Annotated in this window: 9 protein-coding genes; all 9 read left to right on the top strand. The window is 51.3% G+C overall.

Annotation, left to right across the window (positions count from 1 at the left end; all coding sequences use genetic code 11):
• Positions 1-857 (top strand): GerAB/ArcD/ProY family transporter (locus tag ACH2EM_RS07510; protein WP_395151519.1); only part of this gene is annotated, 857 nt, incomplete at its 5' end.
• Entirely contained in the window at positions 854-1,897 is a 1,044-nt protein-coding gene (locus ACH2EM_RS07505; protein WP_395151518.1) for a hypothetical protein, read from the top strand. The genes ACH2EM_RS07510 and ACH2EM_RS07505, both read left to right, overlap by 4 nt.
• Positions 1,898-2,029: 132 nt before the next feature.
• Complete coding sequence (gene hprK / locus ACH2EM_RS07500; RefSeq protein WP_395151517.1) at positions 2,030-2,962, top strand: HPr(Ser) kinase/phosphatase; 933 nt, start codon at positions 2,030-2,032, stop codon at positions 2,960-2,962.
• Positions 2,963-2,979: 17 nt separating this feature from the next.
• Complete coding sequence (locus ACH2EM_RS07495; protein WP_395151516.1) at positions 2,980-3,732, top strand: phosphatase; 753 nt, start codon at positions 2,980-2,982, stop codon at positions 3,730-3,732.
• The gene (locus tag ACH2EM_RS07490; protein ID WP_395151515.1) at positions 3,729-4,694 is read left to right on the top strand and encodes an ROK family protein; all 966 of its coding nucleotides are present in this window, start codon (positions 3,729-3,731) and stop codon (positions 4,692-4,694) included. Before ACH2EM_RS07495 ends, ACH2EM_RS07490 begins: the two co-directional genes overlap by 4 nt.
• A 31-nt stretch (positions 4,695-4,725) precedes the next feature.
• Positions 4,726-5,631, top strand: a complete 906-nt coding sequence (murB, locus tag ACH2EM_RS07485; protein WP_395151514.1) for a UDP-N-acetylmuramate dehydrogenase — start codon at positions 4,726-4,728, stop codon at positions 5,629-5,631.
• Between the two features lie 91 nt (positions 5,632-5,722).
• Positions 5,723-6,580, top strand: coding sequence for an RNase adapter RapZ (gene rapZ, locus ACH2EM_RS07480; RefSeq protein WP_395151513.1), 858 nt, complete (start codon positions 5,723-5,725; stop codon positions 6,578-6,580).
• A 33-nt stretch (positions 6,581-6,613) separates the two neighbouring features.
• Positions 6,614-7,531 (top strand): DNA-binding protein WhiA, encoded by a 918-nt coding sequence (whiA, locus tag ACH2EM_RS07475; protein ID WP_395151512.1) that lies wholly within the window; start codon positions 6,614-6,616, stop codon positions 7,529-7,531.
• A partial coding sequence (gene dnaE, locus ACH2EM_RS07470) for a DNA polymerase III subunit alpha (protein WP_395151511.1) occupies positions 7,524-9,332 on the top strand: 1,809 nt, incomplete at its 3' end. The genes whiA and dnaE, both read left to right, overlap by 8 nt.

Genomic DNA, 9,332 nt, shown 5'->3' with positions numbered 1-9,332 from the left:
CGGTTGTCAATTTCAGGCAGTTTGCCCTATGCCGGTACCTGCTTATGGGGGCGGTTTTGGCTTCGCTAGCGTTAGAGTTGGCCCAGGGGCAGCGGTTTTACAGCCATGCTCAAGCCAGCGTGCTTTCTATGGGAGCTTTTTTGCTGCTGATGTTTGGGGCTGCTTTCTATGGAGTGTATTCTGGGCTGCATGCTTTGTGCCGCACTGCCGGGGCAATTCTGACCCTTTGTGCCGCATCCCTGCTGTTCTTGTTCCTCTCGCTGGTTCCTCAGCTGCATTTTACCGGCCTGGAACCGGGCAGCCTATCACTGGAGCAGGTAGTGCAGGCCTCCTGGGCGCAGCTGTACCTTCCGCCGGAGCTGTTGCTATGGAGCCTTTTTGCACAGGAGGACCAGCAGGGCAAAACACGCTGCGCAGGGCAGGGGGCAAAACTGTTTGCCTTGCTGTTTGGAATACAGGCTTTTGTGGCAATTTTGGGCGAGATGGCCATGGGCAGTTCCTATTGGCAGCAGGAGCAGCCCGTCTTTAATTTGGCCCGGTTGGGCGGCATTTCGGTCTTTCGCCGTTTGGATGCCCTCCACGGCAGTGTGTGGCTTTTGCTGTTGCTGCTCAAAATCACAGTTTACTGTCTGGCATTGGTTCAGCTGCTGAAATATAGCAGGCCCAGTATGCCGAAACACCTGCCGTATGCTTTAGCGGTGGCGGGTGTTCTGGCTATGTTTGTGATACTGCGTTCCGGCTCGGAGCAGCTGCTGTATCAGTGGCAGCAGTGGCTGTTGATTGCCGCCGCTATGTCCGTTCTTGTGCGGGGCTGGACTAACTGGCCCCAAAAATCAAAAAAGGAGGCCTGTTCATGAAATCTGCGTATGGTTTGGCAGCTATGATTTGTGCCTGTTTGTTGCTTTTTACCGGATGTTCCAGAGGCGGCATAGGCACCAAAATGATTGTGAAGGCACTGTATCTGGAGCACCAAACAGACTACACCGCCCAGCTGGTGCTCTTACAGGCGCAGCCCAGTGCCGATGCAGGAGATGCTCAGGAAAACCTGCAAGTGGTGCAGGGAACAGGGAACAGCTGGTTTGAAGCGTTGCAGCAGGCGGAGCAGCAGTGTGCGGGACCGGTGTTTTACGGTCAAAATGAGATGTTTCTTGTTGGCCCTGGGTTGCAGCAGAATGGCTTGTTTCAGGCGGTGGAATACCTGGCGGGCATTGATTCCGGGCGACCCAATATGCAGGTATGGGGTATTGATAGCGATGCAGAACAGTTTGCGGAGCAAGCAAAGGAACCGGACTTTCTGCAAGGGCTGCAGCAGCTTAGCCAGCAGCAGCCCTTCCGAACCTTCTTGTATCAACTTTTGCAACAGGAAAAATGCGGTTTGGTGCCATTGCTCCAAAGCGAAGGGCCGCTGGGAATAAAAGAAAACGGACTTATGCTCTACCAGCAGGGCAAACCCACTGCGCACTGGACCCAGGCAGAGCACATTATGGCGGCGCTGCTGTGTGGGCAGTCTGTGTCCGCTCCATTGTTTGAGCTGTCGCTGGGCGAGCAGCTTGTACAAGTGCAGCTCAGCAGTCCCAGGTTTGTATACGATGTGGAGCAAACTGCCCAGGGAATGAAGCTGCGCCTGCATCTCACCGGGGCCATTCGCTCGGTCAGTGGGGTGGAGGGGGAATATTCTGCCCAGCAGCAAGAAAAACTCCTTGGCACAATGGAAGCGGCTCTGAGCGCCGTGGCAAATAAAATTTTGGTCGAAGGGTTCACCCCGCAGGGGGATGTATTTGGCTTGCAGCGCCGATTTGCCAATTGGAATGCGGCCCAAACCGAAGCTTTGGCACAGCAAAATGCCCTCTGGGATTCCGAACGACTGAGCTTTATCTGTGAGCTGAAGATTCTGTAAAAAAACAGCAAAATGCCGGAAGCAACCTGATGAACTGGGTGCATGATTTTGCGGAAATCAAATTGATAAATTCCGTCGATTATTATATAATAGGGACATTGCTAAATTCCAAACCACAGAAAGGGTGTTATTATGCCGGCGTTCTCCGTTCCTCTGAGCAAACTGGCCGAGATGCTCAACCTGGAAACTATCCATGCTCCCAAAGACCTGAAAGACATCCCCATTGACACTGCGGATGTAAACCGCCCTGGCATTGTGTTGGCAGGGTACTATCAATATTTTGATTCCAACCGAATCCAGATTTTTGGCATGGTTGAGATATCTTATCTGAAAGAGCTGCCCCAGACCACCCGCCGGGCCCACCTGGAACAGTTGTTCAAGCTTCGGCCCCCTGCTGTTTTTGTAAGCCGGGGACTGGAGCCTCTGCCCGAAATGGTGGATTTTGCCCAGCAGTATGAGGTGCCCTTGCTTTCTTCGTCGGAGACTACCTCCACTTTGATGAGTACCCTCATTAGCATTTTGAATGTGGAATTGGCGCCCCGTGTAACACGCCATGGTGTGTTTATTGAGGTGTACGGTGAAGGCATTCTGATTTTGGGTGACAGTGGAGTTGGTAAAAGTGAGACGGCAGTGGAGCTGGTTAAGCGTGGCCACCGTCTCATTGCGGATGACGCAGTGGAGCTGCGCCGCACCTCCAGCCGTACTATCGTAGGTACTGCGCCGGAAAACATCCGTCATTTCATCGAGCTGCGGGGTGTGGGCATTGTAAATGTGGCCCGCATTTTTGGTATCGGTTCCGTTAAAATCAGCGAAAAGGTTGATTTGGTGGTGTCGCTGGAGCCGTGGGATCGAACCAAAACTTACAGCCGCACCGGCCTGGAGACAGACTTTTATGATATTTTGGGAGTTCAGATTCCCAGCACCGTAATTCCGGTTATGCCGGGCCGAAATTTGGCTGTCATTGTGGAAACTGCAGCCATCAACAACCGTCAGAAAAAGATGGGCTACAACGCAGCAAAAGAGCTGCTGGCCCGCCTTGGGTTGGATGATGACGGCATGGAATAAGAGGGGAGTGCATAGACTTGTATCAAATCGTTGCAGATCTCCACACCCATACACTGGTGTCTAACCATGCGGTCAACACCATTACCGAAATGGCCACCAAGGCAAAGCAGATGGGCTATAAGGCATTCGCCGTTACAGACCATGGCTGTGCCATGCCGGATTCTCCCCATCCTTGGTATTTCTTCACCCTGCGCCGTCTGCCGGATGTGCTGGAAGGCATTCCCGTACTAAAGGGAGTGGAAGCCAATGTAATGGACAAGGAAGGCAATTTGGATCTTCCCAATAACGAGTTGGCGCAGCTGGACTGGGTTATTGCATCCATTCACGGGGATTGCCTTCCCGGCAGGCTTACGGTGGAGGAAGCTACGCATCTTTGGCTTCAGGTAGCCCGCAATCCGGTTGTGGATATGATTGGGCATTCCGAGCAGGCAAAGCACCGCTATGACTACGATAGGGTTACCAAAGCCTTCGCAGAATACAACAAGGTTGTGGAGCTGAACGGCAATTCCTATGTGGTGCGCCCGGATGGTGTGGGAAATATGCGGGCTCTGCTGGAGGCCTGCAAAAAGAATGAATGCAAAATCGCTCTTAACAGCGATGCTCATTCCATCTATCATCTGGAAGCCGGCGTGGCCCATCTGTTTGGTCTGTTGAAGGAAGTAGACTTCCCGCCGGAATTGATTGTGAATAGCACGGGTGAGCGCCTTTGCCGGGAGCTGGAAGTTCACAAAAAAGAAATTGTAAATCGGATTGGAGAGTTGCTTGTATGAAAAAGTACACCATTGGCGTTGACCTGGGCGGCACCACCATTACCGCTGGCATTGTAGATGAAGAATTCAAGGTTTTGCACACCTGCACCTGCGCAACTGACTTGCCCCAGCCCGAGCATGTAATTGAGGAAAAAATCGCAAATCTCTGCCGCCAAGTATTGGTGGAATCCAACCTCACCATGGATGACCTGCTGTGGATTGGTATCGGCAGCCCCGGCAGTGTAAACAGCAGCACCGGTGTGGTAAATTTCAATGCCAACTTCGGCTATCGAGAGTGGCATCTGCAGGAGAATATGGAAAAGTTGCTGGGCTGTAAGGTATACATCGAAAACGATGCCAATGCAGCGGCTTATGGCGAGTATATCGCAGGCGGTGCCCGCAATACCCGCTATGCGGTGGTGATTACACTGGGCACCGGCATCGGCGCAGGCATTATCATCGATGGCAAAATTTTTGCCGGTTTCAACTACGCAGGTGCCGAGCTGGGCCATATGGTAATCCAGAAAGATGGCCGTCCCTGCAAATGCGGACGAAACGGCTGCTGGGAAAAATATGCATCTTCCAGTGCCTTGGCAGAGGATGCGAAGGCTACCATGCTGGCCCATCCTCAGAACATGATGTGGAAGCTGGTAGATGGCGACATTAATAAAGTAGGTGCCAAGACCGTTTTTGACGGTATGGCAGCTGGCGACGAACTGGCCACCATGCTGGTGAATAAGTTCGTTGAGTACATCGCCTGTGGCCTGACCAATGTTGTAAACATTTTCCAGCCGGAGGTAATCTGCATCGGCGGCGGTGTTTCCAAGCAGGGAGAGGTTCTGCTGGCACCTGTGCGCAAATTGGTAGATTGGGAAGACTATGCCCGTGATGGAAACCGTCGTGTTAACATCAAATGCGCAGAGTTGTTTAACGATGCTGGCGTAGTAGGCGCAGCATGGCTGGGCAACCAGGAAAAACTGTAACAATCATTTTATAAACAAGAGGAGGCACCTTATGGAGTGCATGGCAGCCATTGAACAGGAATTGAAGCAAGCAGGTATCCCGTACACCTGTCAGGAACCCCTTGCACACCATACGAGCTTTCGCATTGGTGGGCCAGCAGCAGTGTTTTGCCAGCCCGCAAGCCGTGAACAGTTGATTCAGGCGGTCTCTTTGTGCCGGGCCAAGGGAGTTCGGTATTATCTGCTGGGGAATGGCTCCAATCTGCTGTTTTCGGACCAAGGCTTTGATGGAGTCGTTATTTCCACCACCCACGCCTGCAATCAAATTGAGATTCAGGACACCTGTCTGCGAGCTGGCGCGGGCGCATCGTTAAAAGATGTTTGTTTGGCAGCGGCACAGCAGGGACTTTCCGGCTTGGAATTTGCCTATGGCATTCCAGGCAGTGTAGGCGGTGCCGTTTACATGAATGCCGGCGCTTACGGCGGCGAAATGAAGGATGTTTTGGCCTGTGTTGAATTTCTGGATGAGCAGGGTCAAATTCGCACACTCTGTGCGGACGCTCTGGAACTGGGCTACCGCACCAGCATTTTTGGCCGAACCGGCTGGCTGGTTCTTTCGGCGGAGATTCATCTGAAAAAAGCAGAAGTTGAGCAGATTCGGGCTGTGATGGATGACCTGATGCAGCGCCGAGTGGATAAACAACCCCTTGAATTGCCCAGCGCAGGCAGTGCCTTCAAGCGCCCGGAAGGAGCATTTGCAGGTGGCCTGATTGACCAGTGTGGTTTGCGAGGGTTTCGGGTAGGCGATGCTGCCATCAGTCAAAAACATTGCGGCTTTATTGTAAACCTGGGCAATGCCACATGCGCAGATGTGCTGGAGCTGGCCCGTCAGGTAAGTGAAATCGTCCAGGAAAAAACAGGGTACTGCCTGGAAAAAGAAATCAGAGTTGTAGAATAACCTGCCAAAAGGCCGGCTGTCTTGCAAAGGGCAGCCGGTCAAAGCTGTTTTATCCTACAACATAAAATGTCAAATGCAAAGGAAGATATAAATGGAGCTGTTGGTGGTTACTGGCTTGTCTGGCGCAGGCAAGTCGCTGGCAATCAATGTATTGGAGGACATTGGTTATTTTTGCATCGATAATATCCCGGCGGGGCTGATTCCTCGCTTTTTGGATTTCGCCCTGCAAGGTGAAAATACCTTGGATAAGGTTGCCGTTGTAATCGATGTGCGCAGCTGCCGCAGTATAAAGGATACTGCCGCTGTGGTGCAGAGCATCGACAGCAGTCAATTTTCTTGCAAATTACTGTTTCTGGATGCATCGGACGATGTGCTTGCTCGTCGTTACAAAGAAACCCGTCGTCTTCATCCTTTGTGCCAGCAGAAAGGCTGCACCATTGAGGAAGCGTTCCGGAAAGAACGGCAGATTCTTCATCCGTTTTTAGAACGGGCAAATTTCATTGTGGATACCTCGCTGCTTTCTGCGGCGCAAAACCGTGAGCGTATCTGCAAGCTATTCTTACGAGAAAATGAAACGGGCATGGTACTTACTGTCATGTCCTTTGGATTTAAGTTTGGCATTCCAAAGGAGGCAGATATTGTGCTGGATGTGCGCTGCCTTCCCAATCCTTTTTATGTGCCGGAATTGAAGTCCAAAACAGGCATGGATGACGAAGTAGCGGATTATGTAATGCAGTTTGAGCAGTCCCAGCAGCTGCTTGCCCACATCAATGCATTGCTGGATTGCTCGCTGCCTCTTTATGTAAGCGAGGGCAAAAGCCAGCTAACAGTTGCCATTGGCTGCACCGGTGGAAAGCACAGGTCTGTTACTTTTGTTCGCAAAATTGTAGAGCATTGCGAGCAATTAGGGTATGCACCGGTTATGTACCATCGAGATGAAAAGCGATAAGCGAACAAGCAAGAAAGGATTAAGAACGCTCTCATGAGTTTTTCGCAGGATGTTAAAAACGAAATTGTACAAAAACGAATCAACCGACCCTGCTGTTCGCTGGCGGCTGCTTATGGCATTGCCTGCTTCAGTCGTTATTTTGATGAGCGGGGCGTGATGATGCAAACCGAGTTGGCTTCTGCTGCGCAGTATGCCAAAAAAATGTTTCAATGCACTGGCATTTCAGGCGAGATAACCGTAGGACAGCGAGGCGCCTCGGCGTTGTATGAGTTTTCGGTTTCTGAGCCGGAGCAGGTGCAAAAGATGTTCGAGATCTTCCAGTGCGACAGCGGGCAAATCAGCCTTCGTATTGACCCAGCACTGCTTCGTTGCCCCAGCTGCGTCTCTGCTTTTTTGGGCGCCGCTTTTGTTTGCTGCGGTACCATGACCGACCCTCAAAAGGAATACAATCTGGAGTTTGTATCCAGCCGTCACAATCTGGCTAAGGACCTGGAAGGGATTTTGGCCGAGCACGAATTCCGCCCCCACCGCACACTCCGCAAAGGGGTAAATGTGGTATACATCAAGGCCAGCGAACAAATTGAAGACCTGCTTACCTTTATGGGGGCAGGAAATGGCGCTATGCAGATTATGGACCACAAGGTAATCAAGGAATTGCGCAATAAAACCAATCGGCTTACCAACTGCGAAACAGCCAATATGGACAAAACCGCTACGGCCAATGTACAGGCTCTGCGGGCTATTCATTACCTGAAGGAAATTGATGCACTGCAAACGCTCAGCGCACCTTTGCAGCAGGCAGCGCAGCTGCGGCTGGAATGGCCCGATTTGCCGCTGGCGCAGCTGGCCCAAAAGAGCTCGGACCCAATCAGTAAATCGGGCCTTTCCCATCGCATCAAAAAGCTGGAGCGATTGGCAGAAGAATTGCAAAAAAGGAGAACCAATGGCTGATAAAAACCGCAATTTTACACACCTCCATGTACACACCGAATATAGCTTGCTGGATGGTGCCTGCCGTATAGACAAGCTGTTTGATCGGGTAAAGGAATTGGGGCAAACATCCATTGCTATTACCGACCACGGTGTGATGTACGGCTGTGTGGATTTTTACAAGGCAGCCAAAAAAGCGGGCATTAAGCCAATCATCGGTTGCGAAGTGTATGTGGCTACCCGTTCCCGGTTTGACAAAGTAAACCGTATCGATGGTTCCCACCATTTAATTCTGCTTTGCAAAAATGAAACCGGCTATAAAAATTTAATCAAGTTGGTATCAGCTGGCTTCATAGAAGGGTTTTATTCCAAACCCCGTATTGACAAAGCCTTGCTGGAGCAGCATTGTGAGGGGCTGATCTGCCTGTCTGCCTGCTTGGCGGGCGAGGTGCCCCAGGCTCTGCTGGCAGGCGATTACGAAAAGGCAAAGCAGGTGGCCTTGTACTACAACCAGCTGTTTGGGCAGGGGAATTATTACTTGGAAATTCAGGACCATGGAATTCCGGCACAGCAGCAGGTGCTGCCAAAAATCATTCGTCTGTCCAGAGAGACGGGGATTCCGCTGGTTGCTACCAACGACTCCCACTATCTGCGCAAGGAAGACAGCAGGATGCAAAGCATTCTGATTTGCATTCAAACAGGAAAAACCATTCAGGATGATGATAAGCTGGAATTTGAAACCGATGAGTTTTACCTAAAAAGTACCGAGGAAATGTACGATTTGTTTGCCATTGCTCCGGATGCCTGCGAGAACACAAACCGAATTGCGGAGATGTGCAGCTTTGATTTCGAGTTCGGCGTTACAAAATTGCCTTATTTCAAAGCCCCGAACGGCATGGACAACCAAACCTACTTTGAAACGCTTTGCTATGAAGGGTTGGCCAAACGGTACGGAGAAAACCCCTCGCCCGAAATTCAGGAGCGTCTGCGGTACGAAATTGATGTAATTCAGCGCATGGGCTATACCAACTATTACCTCATTGTGTTTGATTTCATCAACTACGCAAAGCGAAAGGGCATTGCAGTGGGCCCCGGCCGTGGCAGTGGTGCAGGAAGCATTGCAGCCTACTGCGTGGGCATTACGAACATTGACCCCATCCGCTACAATCTGCTGTTTGAACGCTTTCTGAATCCGGAGCGAGTTAGCATGCCGGACTTTGATGTGGACTTCTGCTACGAGCGGCGGCAGGAGGTAATCGACTATGTAAACGAAAAGTACGGCCATGACCATGTGGCACAGATTATTACCTTTGGAACAATGGCTGCCCGTGCAGCCCTGCGGGATGTGGGCCGGGTTATGGATTTGCCTTACGCCATGGTGGATGCCATTGCAAAGCTGGTTCCAATGGAACTTAAAATGACCCTGCATCGTGCACTGGAAGCATCTCCGGAACTGAAAGTTCAGTACGACAGCAATGAACAGGTCAAAGAATTGGTGGACACTGCCATTAAAATTGAGGGTATGCCTCGCCATGCCTCCACCCATGCTGCCGGTGTAGTTATTACTCCGGAAGCGGCCAATGAGTATGTTCCGCTGGCTTCCAACGATGGCGTACCGGTTACCCAGTTTACCATGACCACCATTGAGGAATTGGGTCTACTGAAAATGGACTTTCTGGGTCTGCGAACCTTGACGGTGATTCGAGATGCAGAAGCCATGATTCAACGGCAGAATCCCGCATTCTCGGTGGAGGAAATGCCCTACGACGACAGCAAAACTTACGAAATGCTGGGTCAAAGCGAAACAGAGGGTGTGTTCCAG

Origin of the sequence: uncultured Allofournierella sp., assembly GCA_944382705.1 — a bacterium.
Taxonomy (GTDB): Bacteria; Bacillota; Clostridia; order Oscillospirales; family Ruminococcaceae; genus Allofournierella.
The sequence above is the reverse complement of the archived record's forward strand: the minus strand, read 5'-3'. Positions and strand labels throughout refer to the sequence as shown.